The sequence below is a fragment of the Actinoplanes sp. NPDC049548 genome, from assembly GCF_040676695.1.
Classification (GTDB): domain Bacteria; phylum Actinomycetota; class Actinomycetes; order Mycobacteriales; family Micromonosporaceae; genus Actinoplanes.
In genome coordinates this window covers 49880-65247 of sequence record NZ_JBFAPM010000011.1, presented here as the reverse complement: position 1 = coordinate 65247, position 15368 = coordinate 49880, and the positions used below count along the sequence as shown (strand labels likewise).

Here is a 15368-nt window from a genome sequence, read left to right as displayed (position 1 = left end):
CGCAGGAGAAACCTTTCCGGCCCCGCCGCGACGTAGGGTGATCGCATGGACATCGAGGGCGGCCAGTGGTGGGGAATCGTCCAGGAGCTGCTCGACCGCTCCCACCTGTGGCGCCCCGAGGACCTCGCCGGCATCCTCGCCGGAGCCGCCGCCGGCTCGGGCCTGGAGATGACCGCTTACCTGGTCGACCCGGAACAGCGGTCCCTGCGACCCCTCGCCGTGCCCGGCCGGCCCACGCCCGCGCCCGAGCCCATCGACGGCACCGACGCCGGCCGGGCATTCGCCCTGGTCGAGTCGATGCCCGGCGACGACCGCCGCTGGGCCCCCATGGTCAACGGCACGGACCGTCTGGGCGTCCTGGACGTGCGACTCCCGCCCGGCGCCCGCCAGGACGAGCGGCTGGCCCGCGCCTGCGAGACCCTCGCCGGCCTGGTCGGTCACCTCATCACGACCACCACCCCCCGCGGCGACCACCTGGACCTGGCCCGCCGCACCCGGCCGATGACGCCCGGCGCGGAGCTGCTCTGGCAGCTGCTGCCCCCACTGACGGTCAGCGTCGCCGACTTCGCCGTGGCGGCCGTCCTCGAACCCACCTACGACGTGGGCGGCGACGCCTACGACTACGCGGTGGATGCGAGGCGGCCCCAGTTCGTCGTCCTCGACGCCGCCGGCCGCCGGCTCCGCGCAGGACTAGCCGCCGCCGTCGTCCTGTCCTACATCCGCGCCACCCGCCGAGCGGGCGGGGACCTGCTCGACCAGGCCCGCGCCGCCGACGAGGAACTGCTGCGCCAGTTCCCGGACGCACGTTTCGCCACGGCGATCCTCGCCGAGCTCGACCTCGACACCGGCGTCCTGCGCTACCTGAACGCCGGCCACCCCCCGCCGCTCGTCCTCCGCGCCGGCAAGGTCGTCGAGACCCTGACCGCCGGACGCCGCACGCCCCTGGGCATCGAGGACCCGAGAAGCACGTACGGCGAGACCCGCCTGACCCCCGGCGACCGCCTCCTGCTGTACACGGACGGGGTGACCGAGGCCCGCAACACAGCCGGCGAACAGTTCGGCGTCCAGCGCCTCGCCGACTCCGTGGAGCACCACGCCAACGACGGCCTCCCCCTGCCCGAGACGCTGCGCCGCCTGTCCCACACGGTCCTGGAACACCAGGCGGGCCCCCCGGCCGACGACCTCACCCTGCTCCTGGTGGAATGGTCGGCGGCCGCCGCGAAGCGGACCGTGCCACCGACCTCACGAGCGGACGACCAGGCGGGATGATGCCCGACACACTCAGCGTCACCACCCACGACCCGGCAGACGGCGTCCGGGTGCTCTGCATCTCCGGCGACCTGGACCACGACACCGCGCCGATGCTGCTCACGGCGATCGAAGAGGCCCTCGAGGACGGAAGCAACCAACTCGTCGCCGACCTCACGAACGTGGCCTTCTGCGACTCCGCGGGCCTCAGCCTGTTCGTCGACACCCACCGGCGCCTGACGGCCCGCGGCGGATGGTTCCGGCTGGCAGCGCCGCAGACCGGCATCCGGTACGTTCTCGACGTGACCAACCTGGACGGGTACCTGACCGTCACCGCCACCGTGAAGACGGCGCTGGAGCTGCCGGCTTAGCCACCGCCACCGTCACGACGGCGCTGGCGTGGCCGGCTCAGCCGCCGCTCCCTGCGGTGATGCCGGGGACGAGGACGAGGAGGCCGAGCGGCCCGGTGTCGAGCCGACCGTCCTCCCGGAGGGTGAATCGCCACCGATCGAGACCGGTGCGGCCCAGCACCACCACCGCCCACGCCGCCTCCGCGCGCGAAGCCAGCGCCTGAACCCGCTCGAGCTCCCGGTCGGAAGGGACGGCACCGAGCAGCAGCACCCCCAGCTCGCAGGAGTCTCCCTCGGCGGCGGTCAGCGCCTCCGCCACGGTCGGGACGGACGCCACCCGGGCACTCGGGGCGACGACGTGACCCAGTGTGCCGGCGACGACCCGTACACCGTCCGACCACGGACTGCTGGTCAACTCGGCGGCCCACGCCGCGACCAAGACAGCGGCGGCGTCCCCGTCACCCGCGATCCCGATGACTCCCGGGGCCTGCCCGAGGTCGACCAGCTCCCGAGTCCCGTACAGCGTGCCGAGGGTCACCAACCGCGGACACGGCGTCCGCGCACTCACGTCGGCCGGCAGAGCTTGAAGGTCGCGCAGCTCAGCGACCCACCGCCGGCCGCCTTCCTGAACCACCCAGGGGGCCGGTGCGCTCACACCCGGCACCACGAGACGTACGGTGATCCGCTCGTCATCCACGGAGACGCCGTAAACAGGAGGCACCGCGCCCCCACCGACGGCCGTGACGAGCACCCGGAGCGCGCGGTCGACCGTCCAGGAGGCGGCGGAGTCGACGACCACCAGCGGTGACCCGGTGCGCTGCCGGGGAAGCCGCACGTTGCCGGTGGTCGAGGGAACCCCGTGCCGGCGCCGGGCCAGCAGGATGGCGAGACCAAGACCGGCGGCGATGAGCAGGACGCCCAACCCCAGCAGGATCCAGAGCAGCATGGAACCGCCGCCACCCTTCGGCCCTTCGTCAACCAACTGTGACGGGGCCACTGCGGGCTGCGAGGGTGCAGCCGTCGGCAGGGGCCCGAACTCGACGCCCGTGCCTTCGGCGTCCGGGGGGAGCTGCAGAACCCATCCGGACTCGATCTGGTCGGGCACGGTGAGCCGCTGCCCGTCCGGCTGCAGGCGGCCCTTGTTGAGCTCGAAGATCTCGGTGAGGCGGTCGCCGTCGCCGAGGAAGCGTTCCGCGATCTCGAAGAGGTATTCCTCCTGGCCGTCGAACGAGGGCCGCACGCGGTACCACTTGACGGGGTCACCGGGCTCCGCCAGAGACAGCGCCACCAACGACGCGCCTGCCGGAGACGCACCCGCCCGGGACGCGCCCGCCGCAGACACGCCCGCCCAAGACGCGCCCGCCGCAGACACGCCCGCCCAGGACACGCCCGCCGCAGACACGCCCGCCCGCGACACGCCCGCCGCAGACACGCCCGCCGGGGACGTGGCCGGAACGGCGTGATCGACGCCCGCGGTCGCGCAGGCGGGCATCGCCGCGGTCGCCGGATAGGTGAGGCCGACGACGGCCGCGGAAGCCGCCACGAGCAGCGCGACGGCAGCGGAACGCACGTGCATGCGGAGGACATTACATTCGTCGATGCACGTCACGCGCCAGGCCATCTGGTGTTCAGATCCCGGTCGGCAAGCCCGGTTAGCGTTCCGTCGTCATGGAGACCCCCCAGGTGAGCGTGGTCATCCCGACCCGGAACCGCCCCGAGCTGGTGACCCGCGCGGTCCGCAGCGTCCTGATCCAGACCATGCCGCACTTCGAGATCGTTTTGGTGGTCGACGGCCCCGACGAAGCGACGCCGAAGGCCTTGGCCGAGGTGGGCGACCCACGGGTCCGGCTCGTCGCACTGCCGGTCAAGGGCGGCGCGCCGAACGCCCGCAACACCGGCGTCCGCGAGGCGAGGGCGCCGTGGACCGCCCTTCTGGACGACGACGACGAGTGGCTACCCGGCAAGCTCGCCGTCCAGCTCAAGCTCGCTGCCACCGCCGGGGTCGCGCGGCCGATCGTGGCGACCCCCCTGCTGAACCGTACGCCGAGAGCCGAGTTCGTGATGCCCCGCCGCCTACCCGCGGAGGGCGAGCACCTCAGCGAGTACTTCACCGTGCGCCGGGGCCTCTTCCACGGCGAGGGCTTCATCCAGACATCGACCATCCTCGCCACGACGGACCTGCTGCGCGAGGTCCCGTTCACCGTGGGCCTGCGCCGCCAACAGGAGCTCGACTGGACCCTGCGCGCGATCAAAGCCGAGGGTACGGCGCTCGTCATGGCCGACGAACCGCTCGTCGTGTGGCACCAGGACGAGGACCGGGAACGGATCAGCCTGGAGATGCCGTGGGAGTCGCAGCTCGCCTGGCTGCGCGGCAACCGGGCGCTGTTCACCCCACGCGCGTACGCCGCGTTCACGATGAGCGTGCTCAGCTCCATGGCGGCGCCCACCCGCAGCGCCCGGGTCTTCCGCGAGCTGCTGCGCGAGGCCCGCACGTACGGCCGTCCCAGCGCCATCGACTACGTCACCCACGCACAGATCTGGGCGATCCCACCGCACCTGCGCCACGTCCTCCGCGACAAGGTCCTGGGGCGCCGGTGAGCAGAGTCGTCGTCTGGCGCAGCGGCCTGCTCGCGCCCTCGGAGACGTTCGTCCGAGCACAGGCCCACGCCCTGACCCGCTGGCACGCGCGCTTTCTCGGCGCGGTCAAGGTGCCGTCGCCGCTGGCCGAGGAGAGCGACGTGATCGTCTTCCCGGAACGCCCCGCGAAGCCGCGCAGATCCGCCGGCGGCCGGGACGCCCTCGGCTCGCAGCAGCCCGACCGGCAGGCTTCCCGGGGCTCCGATGCCGGCTTCCTGCGGCTCCGTCTTTCCGGCCGGTCCCCACACCTGCGCCGCGTCCTCGCAAGCCTCGACCCCGACGTGGTGCACGCCCACTTCGGCGGCGACGGCTGGCTGATCAGCCGGGCAGCCGCGGACCTCGGCGTACCCCTGATCGTCACGCTGCACGGCCACGACGTCACCCGGCAGCCGTACGCGAAGGGGATGAAGGGTGTCCGCTACCGCCGTAACCTGCGATCGGTCTTCCGCCGCGCGGCGATAATCCTCGCCGTCTCGGAGCACATCCGCCGCCTGGCCATAGCCCGCGGCGCCGACCCGTCGAAGGTACGGGTGCACCACACCGGCGTGCCGATTCCACCGCTCCCCCAGGTGGAGAAGCGGTGGGACGTCGTGTTCGTCGGCCGCTTCGTACCCAAGAAGGGCCTCGACGACCTGGTGGAAGCCGTGGCGATGCTGCCCGACCTCGCCCCGCGAGTCCTGCTCGTGGGCGACGGCCCCTTGATGGCCCCCCTGCGCGCCCGGGTAGCGCACCTCGGCGTGGATGTCACATTCGCAGGAGCCCTGAACCACGCCGCAGCACAGGAGTGCATGGCCGCGGCGAAGGTGTTCGCCTCGCCTTCCCGCACGGCACCCGACGGTGACAGCGAAGGCCTCCCGACGACCCTCCTGGAGGCCGCGGCCCGGGGCGTGCCGGTGATCTCCACGGTGCACAGCGGCATCCCCGAGGCGGTGATCCAGGGCACCACGGGCCTGCTCAGCGCGGAGGGCGACCGGGCGGCGCTGGCCTCGCATCTGCGAACTCTGCTCACCGACAATGACCTGCGCGAACGCCTCGGCCGCCAAGCCCGCGCCCACGTCAGGGCCCATTTCGACCTGAAGAACCAGACCCGCCGCCTCGAGAACATCTACGACGAGGTCACCGAGGCCGCCGCTGCCATCACCGCGCCCGCAGCCGACCATGAAACCGCACCAGCCGCCACGCCGCAGGTCACCCATGACGCCGCAGCAATCGTCGCGCCGCGCGTACCCCGCCCACGAACGCCTGCCCCGCCCGAGCTGGGCCCGTTCCGCTGAGCATCTCCACCGTCCGCCGCGCGCCCCGCAGGTCGGCCTCGCGGGCGGTCAGCTCGGACTCGAAGAACGCCGCCTGAGCGCGCGCCTCGGCAAGCTGGCGGGCAAGGCGGTCACGCTCGGCCAGCAGCTCGGCGAAAGGCAGCAGGGGGCAGCCGTTGTCGAGTTCGCTGCGGTCGTCGACATCGCCGTCGCCGACATCGCCGTAGCTGTGAACACCACCGTCGCGCGCCAGGCCGCGGCTGCGAACACCGCCATGGTCGGCTCGGGCGCGCGCATCGAGGCTGCCGGAGTCCTGCTCGCCGCGGTCCAGCTCTCCCCGGTCCAGCTCACCCCGGCCCAGCTCACTGCCGTCCAACTCGGCCCGGCCCAGCTCACCCCGGCCCAGCTCACCGCGTTCCAGGCCTCCCCGGTCCGGCTCACTGCGGTCCAGCTCACCGCGGTCCAGGTCTCCCTGGTCGCCGAGTTCGCTGCCCGTCATGGCGGCGAGGATGTCGGCTAGGTCCGCAGCGTCCCGGACCGCCGGCCACGCAAGACCACCTGTGCCGCCCAGCAGGCGGGATGCGAGGTCGCGCAGGGCCTGAGCAGGTGTCGAGGAAGGCGCCAGTGGGGTGAGCGAACCGTCCCGTCCACGGATCACCTGGCTCGCCAGTACACCGGCGACCGGGCTCCCCCGCCAGGCGGTCAAGCACGCACGCACGGCAGGAAGATCCCGGCGGGCGGCCGCTTCGGCGATCAGGCTCTCGAGCGTGCGGCCGGAGGGCCCGCCGAGCCGATCGACCATCGACGGTAGGGCCGCGCGGTCCGCGGTGGCGACGACGATCCACCCGGGAGCAAGTGGCTGGGCTTGACGCAAGCTCTCAAGAGCCCATGGATAAGGGTCGGCTAGGAGGAGGCTGGGCTCGCTTCCAATGCGAACACTTTCGGACTCGGATACCACCTGGCCGGACGCGGCCACCAAGACGGACGGTGCCGTGCGACTCGCATCCACTCCAGGAACTCGGCCGTAGATCCGCGCGAGCGCGGCCTCCGCCGTGCCACCAGAGGCGTCGCCGCGCAAGACCAGCGCCGGGGCCACCGGGTCGGGATAGCAGGCATACGTCTCGGCCGCGCCGCCGAGCATCCGGGTAAGCGCCTCAGCCGTGGCGGGACGGGTGCTGTCCGGGGCGGGCGTCCAATCGGAATCGGCCAGCGGGCGCGGCGCCGCAAGCAAACGATGCAGCCCCAGCGGATTCGCGAGCCCGATGATGAGAAGGCCACCGGGCCTGAGAACAGCTTTCAACCGGGTCAGGATCTCGGCCCAGGTGAGCTGGTCACTCTCGACCGAGTTCAGCCGCTCGAGCCCGTCGAGGGCGACGATCGTGTCGAAGACTCCCTCTGCGGCGAGCCCGGCGGGACTCCCGCACAGGACGGTCAGACCCGGACACCGCGCAAGGTGCTCGGCGTCCGGTACACCACGGACCAGTACGGTCACATCTCGACGTCTGCCGTCTCCCGTTGCGGAGGCAAACCCGGAGCTGCTGCCAGCCGAGTCGGCTACGACGGGCAGCACCGTACCGCCGTCGGGCCCTATCCCCGAGACCAGGGACGCCACCAGGGCCGGAGAGTGCGGGCCCAGGACGAGCGTGCGACCTCGAGCCGCTTCCAAGAACGGAGCGACAGCAGCGCCCCGGACCGGTCCGGGTCCGTGCGACTCGTCCAGGTCAGACCAGACGAGCATCTCGCCACCGATCATTCGGACGTTCACTGAGCCGCCTCTCCTCGCATCCGAAGGCTCTTCGCATTCCGCGCGGCGCCTCCCGAGTGAAGTCATCACCACGCCGCAGCAGTCGGCCATGCCGGTGTGCACAGCCGTCGGCGGATCAGGCCGACAGCCACCTCGTCACCCCTGACCCGCTCGGGCGGCTTCACGGAGCACCCTCGGCAGCGAACTCGGCCGTGGCCAGCGCAGAAGGCGGCGTAGCTCCCCGGCGGGGACCAGCCGGTCGGCGCCCAGCTCGTCAACGGCGGCCGCGTACGCGATCCCCGTGTCGACCTCTTCCCCATGCAGAGCGGCCCATTGGCGGCGTATCCGCGCCTGGCCGCCGTGGGTGGGGTCCTCCCGTTCAAGAACCATCGGATCGCCGTAGACGGCCGGTTCGCAGCCGGCGAGGATGCCGTACCAGACAGCGCTGGACAGCCGGTTGGAGGCGACGCGGCGATGTCGGCGCAGCTCCGTGAGTTGCCGGTCCAGAAAGTCGGCGTCACCCTCCCGGCGGGCGTCGCCGCGGTAGCCGTGACAGATGACGCGGTAGCCGGCACGTTCGTAGCGCCGCCGGACGGCCGGGGTCCGGAACTCCTGCCAGTAGAGGCAGACCGTCACCGGGCCGGGTTCCGTGTCTCGGATCCGTGCGACCAGCCGCGCGTGGTCACCGAGCACGTGCTGGCCTTCCCAGCCATGGAACGGGTACCAGATGGTCCCCGAGCGGGCGGAAGCATTTTCCGGTTCGGGTCTGAGCCGCAGCAGGTAGGCCCACGGCGCCCCCACCACGTACGTCTCCCGCCGTCCCAGCGACCACGCGCGACGACGGGTGCGTTCGGACCAGAGGAACAGCGGCACACCGGGCACGTACTCGTGGTCGCCGGCCATCCCGTCGCCGATGTTCCACCCGTGCTGCAGGTAGCCGTGCATCCGCGGCGGCGGATCCGTCGGGACACCGCAATAACGAGCCAGGACGTGCGAGTGCCCGTAGTATTCGTTGGCCCGGTGCACCGCAGCATTGTTTCCCGGTGGAACTCGCTGGCGCCACGGCTGACGAAGCTGTTCTCCTGACCGTCGCCTTCGCGTTGCCGCACATGCATCCAGCGACGGGAACCACTTACCGCGGCGGCTCACAGAGCTACGCAACGTCACAGTGTCGTTCCCGCAGCCTGCCTCTGATCTCATGGCCGTCGCTGCCCCGGCGTACGGCTGACCAGCGGTGGTCGACTGATCATGAGACCCGCGATGACGGCGGCAGCGAAGGCTTCCCGATCCGCCGTTGACCGCCCTTTGACGGCTGCCGCCCGCACGGCGTCCGTCCAGATCCGTTGCAGGTGGCGTTCCTCCAGTGCCGGAAGGAGGAGATCGGGCACCTCCGCCAGGTCCTCCCATCGCGGCCGCCGGATCCATCGGGACGGACCTCGCATCCGCCACCGCGGGGCATTCGGCGGTGCTGGCCTCGACGCATGCGTGGCCGGCGCCGCGCTCGTCAACTTCGGCATCGTCGATTGAGGCGTCACCGGCGCTGTGCCTCTTGAGAGGAGCCAGCCCTCCGCGCGCAGTCCCCCGACGATGCTCTGGCCCACGAATCCCATGGCGAACGGCGCCCACGGGACGCGCTCATCGGCAGGAACCCTCGCGTCGTCCTCGAGAGTCCACGGGTCGGCTCGGTAGGAACTGAACACGGACTCGAGGAACGGCAGTTCCTGCGGTGACAGCGCGACGATCACCTCGCGGACCACATCCGCGCCCGTCCGCTCGTCCCCGTCCATCACCCGCCACTCCTCCCAAGGCTGCTCGCCTGCTTCGCGAGCGATGCACAGGCCTCGACGATAGGCGCACTTCGCGTCCATAATCCGAAAAGCGTCATTCGTTCGGCTGACGTCATCTGTCTCGCCCGACGCATGATGGTCGCCGCCGGAGGCAACGGCGATTCTCGTCTTCAAGGTCATTGCTGACTCCCCGTGGTCGGTTCCGGGTCGGGTGCCGACGAGTCTGGCAGGCCTCGAAGATCGAACAACCGTTGTCCACAGGCGAGCCTCGTCACCTTGACCCGTACCTTGGGGTGCGGGTTTATCGTCGCGGAATGCGGGTGGGAGAGCTGGCAAGACGGACCGGCACGACGGTCCGGGCCTTGCGTTATTACGAGTCGGCGGGGCTGGTCGTGCCCCGACGGCTGCAGAACGGTTACCGAGAGTACGAGCCGATAGCCGAGCGCATGGTCGCGCAGATCCGGGAGCTGACCGCCCTCGGCCTGACCGTGGAAGAGACTCGGCCCTTCGTCGAGTCCCTCGCCGACGGCAACGATCAAGCTGACGTGTGCGCCGCCGCTCTGGCGACCTACCGAAGCGCCATCAAGGGGCTGCAGGAGCGCATCGGACACCTCACCGCACAACGGGAAGCGCTGGACGCACGGCTCGACGCCGCCGCGAGCCGGGTCGTCAAACACAACGACGCCGGAGTCAGTGATCCGGCGGATCTCGTCGGCACCCGCCTGCCGCACGTGCACTTCTACGGCACGGACGGCACGCCCGTCGACATCGGCGCGCTTGGCAAGGGACGCAGCGTCATCTTCGTCTACCCCCTGACCGGCCGTCCGGGGGTCGACCTGCCCAACGGCTTGCTCGAGATCCCCGGCGCGCGCGGCAGCACCGAACAGGCGTCGTGGTTTCGAGATCACCACACCGAGCTGCTCAAAGCCGGCGCGGCACGGGTGTTCGGGCTCTCCGCCCAATCGACCGGATACCAGCGCGAGCTCGTCTTCCGCCTCAGGCTGCCGTACCCGTTGATCCCGGACCCTCGGCTCACGCTGGCCGAAACGGTCGGCCTTCCGACCTTCGCCGCCGGCGACATGACGCTCTACCGGCGGCTCACCCTCATCGTGTCCGACGACGTGGTCGAGCACGTCTTCCATCCCATCGCCGAGCCGGCCTCGCACGCCCTCGAGGTCATGCGCTGGCTGACGCGCCGCAAGGAGCGCCGATGACCACCCTTCCCGAGACCGCCCGCCGTCCGCCGACTGCCGGGGACTTCGACTACGACACCAAGGGCCACGGGTATGCGGCACAGCGCCGTCCCGACCCCAGGATTGGCGCGCTCGTCCATACGGCGCTGGGCGACTCCCGCACAGTTCTCAACGTGGGCGCGGGCGCCGGCTCCTACGAACCCGCCGGCCGTTACGTCCTCGCGGTGGAACCCTCGGCCGCCATGAGGGCGCAGCGCCCACCCGGAGCCGCACCCGCCGTGAACGCGACGGCGGAACACCTCCCGTTCGACGACGACTCGTTCGACGCCGCCATGGCCACCGTGACGGTTCACCAATGGACCGACCTCGACCGAGGGTTGGCCGAGCTGCGGCGGGTCGCTCGTGATCGAGTGGCGGTGCTGACGTTCGACGGGGATGCACTGGACCGCTTGTGGCTGGCCGACTACGCACCCGAGCTCATCGCCGCCGAACGTCGCAGGTATCCCGCCATCGCGCAGATCGCGGAGGCGATCGGAAGAACGGCAGAGGTCATGAATGTTCCCATCCCGTTCGACTGCGTCGACGGCTTCACCGAGGCCTTCTACGGCCGGCCGGAACAGTTCCTCGATCCCCAGGTGCGCGCCGCCCAGTCCGCTTGGGACTTCGTCGATGACGCCGCTCAACGGCGCGCTGTCGAGGCGTTGCGGTCCGACCTGGCGTCGGGCACCTGGGACGCCCGATACGGCCACCTGCGTACCCAGCTGCAGTTCGAGGGATCCCTGCGCCTCATCGTGGGCCGACCGTGAGCCGCCCCTACCGCGCCCCACCGCCGAAGAAGGACGCGCGCGGGCCCAGCGCGACGCATCCGATCGAGAGCAGTCATTCAGCGAACACCTATGTGCTTCATCGCGCCCTGGCCATCTCCACACGCTTGGAAGAGCTTCAACTTTGACCGACATGAGAAGCATGCTGCGGAGCATTCCCGTCTTTGCCGGCGACCTCCAGCCGTTCCCGGTGTCCCAGGCACCCGACCGGCCCGAGGACCTCTTCGTCCAATGGCTCTCCGACGCGCTCGCTGCCGGCGTTGCCGAGCCTCATGCGATGACACTGGCGACCGTAGGCAGCGACGGATTGCCGGACGCCCGAGTCCTGATCCTCAAGGACCTCGACGAACACGGCTGGCGGTTCGCATCTCACGCCCACAGCCCCAAGGGTCAGGACTTGGCACGCCACCCCGCTGCCGCCCTCACCTTTTACTGGCCTCAGCAGGCCCGGCAGGTTCGCGTGCGCGGCAGGGTCGCACCAGAACCCGCCGAGCGCAGTGCCGCTGACTTCCTGGCTCGGCCACTGGGTTCACGTGCGGAGGCGAGTATCGGACGACAGAGCCAGCCGTTGAAGGACCCCGCTGAGCTGGAGCAGTGCACCACCCAGGCAGTGGCCGCGTTGGAGGCCGAACCCCACCTCGTCGTTCCGGAGTGGACGCTGTACACGCTTACTCCCGCCCAGGTCGAGTTCTGGCAGGGCGACAGGCAGCGCCGGCACACACGCTTGAGGTATACGGCCACGACCGACGGCGGCTGGATGCGGGAAGCTCTGTGGCCGTGACCAAACAGGCGCCGAAGATCGTCGCGGTGTATACCGAGCCGCATGAGTCGTCGACCGCATTGCGAGCCGCGCGCCTTCGCTCGCCAGCAACCAATCCTCGTCAGCCGGGCAACCGGCCTTGGCCAGCCGGGCCGCGCACCTTCACTCGCCCGGGTAACAAGCCCTTTGCGAGCCGCGCGACCCGCCTTGCCGGCTAGCGTCTGAGATGGCCGCCGTATCGGCGGCTGGGTCGGCGGCGGCTCTGCTGTCCGCGGCGGATCGTCCAGTACAGCGCGAACAGACCCACGACCAGGACCACGAAGATCAGGGGCGTGGCGACGCGCGAGGTGGCGGCCGACAGCACGCGGTTGGTGGGCGGAGACTTCGCGTTGGCCGCCGCGGGTGGTGGCGCTGTGGGGAGGGCGGCGTAGTCGACGATGCCGCTGCTCTCGAGCAACGTCATGTGGGTCATCACGAACTGGTTGGCCTGCTGTGCGAGCTTGCGGACCGAGTCGTTGCGGGTGCTGGCGCGGATGGTGGCGATCGCGGGGAAGATCTTGCCGTGGGCGGCTCGGAGGCGGTCGATGTAGATCTGGTCGAAGTCGGGGCCGCTTGCATCGCTCATCTCGGCGAGCCAGCCCTGCTGGTCGGCGTTGGGGTCGTCGGGGAGCTTTATTCTCAGCTTCTTGGCCGCGTCACGGTCGAGCTTGTCGAGTACGCGATGCTGCCTTGCGATTTCGCGTCCGATGCCGCGGATTCGGGGGTCGTCCGACTTGCGCCGCGCCATGTCGCCGGCCGGTATCTCCCACAGACCGGCGAGGCGGACCTTGACCACGAAATCGCGGTCCGCCTCCGAGACCACGCCGACGCCTCGGTCGGACAGGAGGCCGTTGGGCGGTAGGGGAACGCCGGGATCGGCCCGCGCCTGGCGGGGCTCGAGGAGAATCAGCGACATGGCAGCCACCACAGTGGCCCACAGCCGTCTTCGCCGAATGATCGTCCGCTGATGCGGGAGCATCGAACTCCCTAGGACACCTGAATGCATCGGACTTGCTCCTCCGCGACTGCGGGATGCGGCCATGTCGGTACTCCGTGGTAACCCGAACCACGCAGGACTCTCAGCCACAGATCAACTACGCCGGGAAGATAAGAAAGACTTAAGGATTTCCGATGCCACGCAAGGCGCAACTGACCTGTCGAAGTGGATCGCGGAACGACATCCCGCCCAACTCAGCCAAGGCGAACCGACACTGGAGGGGGCAGGCCGGCACGGAGCGCGGCCGGGCGCAGTCCCGGCCGGGGCGCAGTCCGGGTCGGAACGCAGTCGCGGGCGGAGCCCAGTCACACCGGGAGCCGAGTCACAGCGGGGACCCAGTCACGCCCGGAACACAGCCACGCCCGGAACACAGCCACGGTCGCTCAATCAACGATGCCCACGCTCCCCCGCGCTCCGCGCGAAACATAAAGAGCCACCACCCCACCTACCGCGAACGCACCCAGCCGACCAACCCGATGCAATCCCACCCCGCAACAGAACCCATCAACCGACGCCGCATCACACCGGGATCGCGAGGCGGAAGCCGATGCCTCGCCGGTTCTCGATCCAGCCGGGATCGCCCAGCTTCCGCCGCAGGCTGGCCACGTGGAAGTCGAGTGTCTTGCCGGGACCCGGGAACGCCGGTCCCCACACCCGTTCAAGGATGTGGCGCCTCGGCACCACGGCTCCCGGCTCCTGGGCCAGCAATGCCAGGAGGTCGTACTCCTTGGGGCTGAGCGGGACCGGGATCTTGTGGACTCGGACCTCGTGGGTGCCGGTGTCGATCGTCAGCGGGCCGCAGGTCTGGACCGGCGCAGGACGGGACCGGCTGCCGACCGCTCGCATGCAGGCGACCAGTTCCCGCACGCTGAACGGCTTGGGCAGGTAGCCGTCGGCGCCGAGGGCTTGGGCGCGGTCGGTTCCCTCCTCGCCCGCGGTCAGGACGATGAGGGGCGCGCCTACGGTGCTGCGCAGGCGCTGGCAGATGTCGGCGTCGGGCAGAGCGGCGTCGAGCAGCACCATGTCGGTGGGCGGTGCGGCGAGTGCGGCCGCGCCGGTGGCCACGTGGTCCGCGAGGATGCCGTACAGGGCCAGGCCGTCGATCAGTGGTCCGGCTACGGCGTCGTCGTGCTCTACCAGCAAGACCTTCATGCGCAACGGTACGGATCAAGCACCCGCCACGGTTCAGCCTGGCCGCCGGCCACCTTGACCGACAACGGCCGCGGTGAAGCGACGTCCGAGCGAGAGCGAACTGGAAAACGACACGCGACGCGACGACCGGAACGTTCGCGTTCGGCGCGGGGATAGAGCGGAATGGGTGGGGGGGCTGTCGTGCCAAAGGGGCGGGAAGGGGCGGACTCCTCAGATGCTCAACTTGTGTCACGGGCGGACGATCGTTCTTGTATGAGTACCGATCGGCACTCGGCTTGTCGCCGGATTCCGGGACTGCGGAAGACGGGGAGCCGGCCGTGACCTCACAGCGTGTCCGCGCCAGCAACAGCCAGCGTGACCGGGTTGTCGAGCACCTCAACAGAGCACTGGCCGAGGGGCGCATCACTCCTGCCGAGTTCGAGGAACGGTCCGCGGCGGCGAGCCGCACGGTGTGGGCCGACGAGCTCTCGCCGTTCACGGCCGACCTGCCTCGCCGCGCGACGCTGCATCAACGGCTCTACGTTGTGGAACGCCTCGGCGACGCTGCCGCTCAGGGATACATCAGTTTCCCGGAGTTCGAGGAACGCTCGGCCGCGGTGAACCATACGCTGTGGCACGATGACCTTCGCCGGTTCACGCATGACCTTCCTGCCGCCTTTCAAGTCGTCCCCGAGCCGGTCGCCGCAATCCCGGCCCGGTCGGAAGGTAACCGCAAGAAGGTCAAGCACCCCTTGGGGACGGCGATTGCGGTCGCGCTCATCGTCCTGACCGGCGGGATCGGCATACCGCTGCTCCTGAGACATGACTCTGCGTCCACGAGCGCGCCCTCCATCGATGCACCGCGTCCCGTAGCCTCGCCTGCTGTCACCTCGGCGGTTCCGGTGACGACTACGTCTCCAGCTGTCGCGCGGACCACTTCCGCGCCTGCTCGTGCCGAGGCCCCGCCCGCGCCGCCGCCGTTCACGATCGAGTGTTCGGTCGGCGACTCGGGGAACGAGAAGACGTTCACCTCTCTCAAGAAGGCGTGGGCGGAGAACGATGGGACCTACTCCTGCGAGGCTTCGGTGCCCGAGTCCCATCGACTGAGCAGGCTGGAGAATGCGGCCGTCACCATCGATCAGCGGACAGGTAACGGCGAGAACAATATCGAGGCGCTCGAAAGCCTCCTCTCACTCTGTGCCGACACGATGAAGTTCGAGTTCAACTACGACGACATTCTCGAGCCGAAACCCGAGCCTCGGCCTTTCACCGTCGACGACTTCACGGATTTCGACCCGGATCGTCTGCAGGCGATGTACAAGCTGTGCCCCCATGCACCTACGGCGCGGCGGATGCGGGAAGCCATCTACTCTCGGTGACCGTCGGCGGCCGTACAGGCTCCCGC

At 70.1% G+C, this 15368-nt stretch carries 14 protein-coding genes; 8 read left to right on the top strand and 6 right to left on the bottom strand.

Annotation, left to right across the window (positions count from 1 at the left end; translation table 11 throughout):
- Positions 1-45: 45 nt before the first annotated feature.
- On the top strand, positions 46-1269 hold the full coding sequence (locus tag AB0J80_RS21925; protein WP_364707707.1) for a PP2C family protein-serine/threonine phosphatase: 1224 nt from the start codon (positions 46-48) through the stop codon (positions 1267-1269).
- Positions 1269-1619: an STAS domain-containing protein gene (locus AB0J80_RS21920; RefSeq protein ID WP_364707705.1), complete on the top strand. Its 351-nt coding sequence runs from the start codon at positions 1269-1271 to the stop codon at positions 1617-1619. The genes AB0J80_RS21925 and AB0J80_RS21920 overlap by 1 nt, the downstream gene beginning before the upstream one ends.
- A 37-nt stretch (positions 1620-1656) precedes the next feature.
- Here AB0J80_RS21920 and AB0J80_RS21915 read toward each other — a convergent pair whose 3' ends face one another.
- Positions 1657-3174 (bottom strand): hypothetical protein, encoded by a 1518-nt coding sequence (locus AB0J80_RS21915; protein ID WP_364707703.1) that lies wholly within the window; start codon positions 3172-3174, stop codon positions 1657-1659.
- Between the two features lie 92 nt (positions 3175-3266).
- On the opposite strand from AB0J80_RS21915, the gene AB0J80_RS21910 reads away from it, so the two are divergent.
- Both AB0J80_RS21910 and AB0J80_RS21905 read left to right on the top strand, forming a co-directional pair.
- Positions 3267-4196, top strand: coding sequence for a glycosyltransferase family 2 protein (locus tag AB0J80_RS21910; protein ID WP_364707700.1), 930 nt, complete (start codon positions 3267-3269; stop codon positions 4194-4196).
- Positions 4193-5509 (top strand): glycosyltransferase, encoded by a 1317-nt coding sequence (locus AB0J80_RS21905; RefSeq protein ID WP_364707698.1) that lies wholly within the window; start codon positions 4193-4195, stop codon positions 5507-5509. Before AB0J80_RS21910 ends, AB0J80_RS21905 begins: the two co-directional genes overlap by 4 nt.
- Here AB0J80_RS21905 and AB0J80_RS21900 read toward each other — a convergent pair.
- From AB0J80_RS21900 to AB0J80_RS21890, 3 genes are all read right to left on the bottom strand, one after another.
- Positions 5424-6980, bottom strand: a complete 1557-nt coding sequence (locus tag AB0J80_RS21900; RefSeq protein ID WP_364707696.1) for a hypothetical protein — start codon at positions 6978-6980, stop codon at positions 5424-5426. The two genes, AB0J80_RS21905 and AB0J80_RS21900, sit on opposite strands and share 86 nt — an antisense overlap.
- A gap of 408 nt (positions 6981-7388) precedes the next feature.
- Positions 7389-8258: a hypothetical protein gene (locus AB0J80_RS21895; RefSeq protein WP_364707693.1), complete on the bottom strand. Its 870-nt coding sequence runs from the start codon at positions 8256-8258 to the stop codon at positions 7389-7391.
- A 170-nt stretch (positions 8259-8428) separates the two neighbouring features.
- Positions 8429-9199, bottom strand: a complete 771-nt coding sequence (locus AB0J80_RS21890) for a hypothetical protein (protein WP_364707691.1) — start codon at positions 9197-9199, stop codon at positions 8429-8431.
- Positions 9200-9270: 71 nt separating this feature from the next.
- Between AB0J80_RS21890 and AB0J80_RS21885 the strand changes: the two genes are divergently transcribed.
- From AB0J80_RS21885 to AB0J80_RS21875, 3 genes are all read left to right on the top strand, one after another.
- The gene (locus tag AB0J80_RS21885; protein ID WP_364707689.1) at positions 9271-10233 is read left to right on the top strand and encodes a MerR family transcriptional regulator; all 963 of its coding nucleotides are present in this window, start codon (positions 9271-9273) and stop codon (positions 10231-10233) included.
- On the top strand, positions 10230-11018 hold the full coding sequence (locus AB0J80_RS21880) for a class I SAM-dependent methyltransferase (RefSeq protein WP_364707686.1): 789 nt from the start codon (positions 10230-10232) through the stop codon (positions 11016-11018). Before AB0J80_RS21885 ends, AB0J80_RS21880 begins: the two co-directional genes overlap by 4 nt.
- A 151-nt stretch (positions 11019-11169) precedes the next feature.
- A complete protein-coding gene (locus AB0J80_RS21875) occupies positions 11170-11817 on the top strand; it encodes a pyridoxal 5'-phosphate synthase (RefSeq protein ID WP_364707684.1) in 648 nt (215 codons plus the stop codon).
- Positions 11818-12010: 193 nt separating this feature from the next.
- Here the strand turns inward: AB0J80_RS21875 and AB0J80_RS21870 are convergent, their stop codons facing one another.
- A complete protein-coding gene (locus tag AB0J80_RS21870) occupies positions 12011-12751 on the bottom strand; it encodes a DUF4142 domain-containing protein (RefSeq protein ID WP_364707682.1) in 741 nt (246 codons plus the stop codon).
- Between the two features lie 600 nt (positions 12752-13351).
- Positions 13352-13984 carry a response regulator transcription factor gene (locus AB0J80_RS21865; protein ID WP_364707679.1) on the bottom strand — a complete coding sequence of 211 codons (633 nt, stop codon included), beginning with the start codon at positions 13982-13984 and terminating at the stop codon, positions 13352-13354.
- Positions 13985-14301: 317 nt separating this feature from the next.
- Between AB0J80_RS21865 and AB0J80_RS21860 the strand changes: the two genes are divergently transcribed.
- Entirely contained in the window at positions 14302-15342 is a 1041-nt protein-coding gene (locus AB0J80_RS21860) for a DUF1707 domain-containing protein (protein WP_364707677.1), read from the top strand.
- Positions 15343-15368 lie beyond the last annotated feature (26 nt).